Origin of the sequence: Variovorax sp. WDL1, from assembly GCF_001541225.1 — a bacterium.
GTDB lineage: Bacteria > Pseudomonadota > Gammaproteobacteria > Burkholderiales > Burkholderiaceae_C > Variovorax.
Genome location: NZ_LMTS01000235.1, coordinates 1 through 296, shown reverse-complemented (window position 1 = coordinate 296; position 296 = coordinate 1). Strand labels below are relative to the sequence as shown.

The 296-nt window shown below is 66.2% G+C and carries 1 pseudogene; it reads left to right on the top strand.

Going from position 1 to position 296, the window contains the following annotated elements:
- Nucleotides 1–296: pseudogene (gene gspG / locus APY03_RS28635) on the top strand (type II secretion system major pseudopilin GspG); the annotation flags it as partial.

Here is a 296-nt window from a genome sequence, read left to right as displayed (position 1 = left end):
CGGCTTCACCCTGCTCGAACTCCTGGTCGTCCTCGTCATCGTCGGCCTGCTCGCCGGCATCGTCGGCCCGCGTCTTTTCGGAAACGCAGCAAATCCGAAATCACCACCGCCAAGGCGCAGATCGACGTCCTCGGCAAGGCGCTCGATCAATACCGCCTCGACGTGGGCCGCTATCCCTCCAGCCAGGAAGGCCTGGCCGCCCTGATGCGCGCAGCGCCGGGAAACGCACGCTGGCACGGCCCGTACCTGCGCAAGGAGTTGCCGCTGGATCCGTGGGGCATGCCGTACCAGTACAA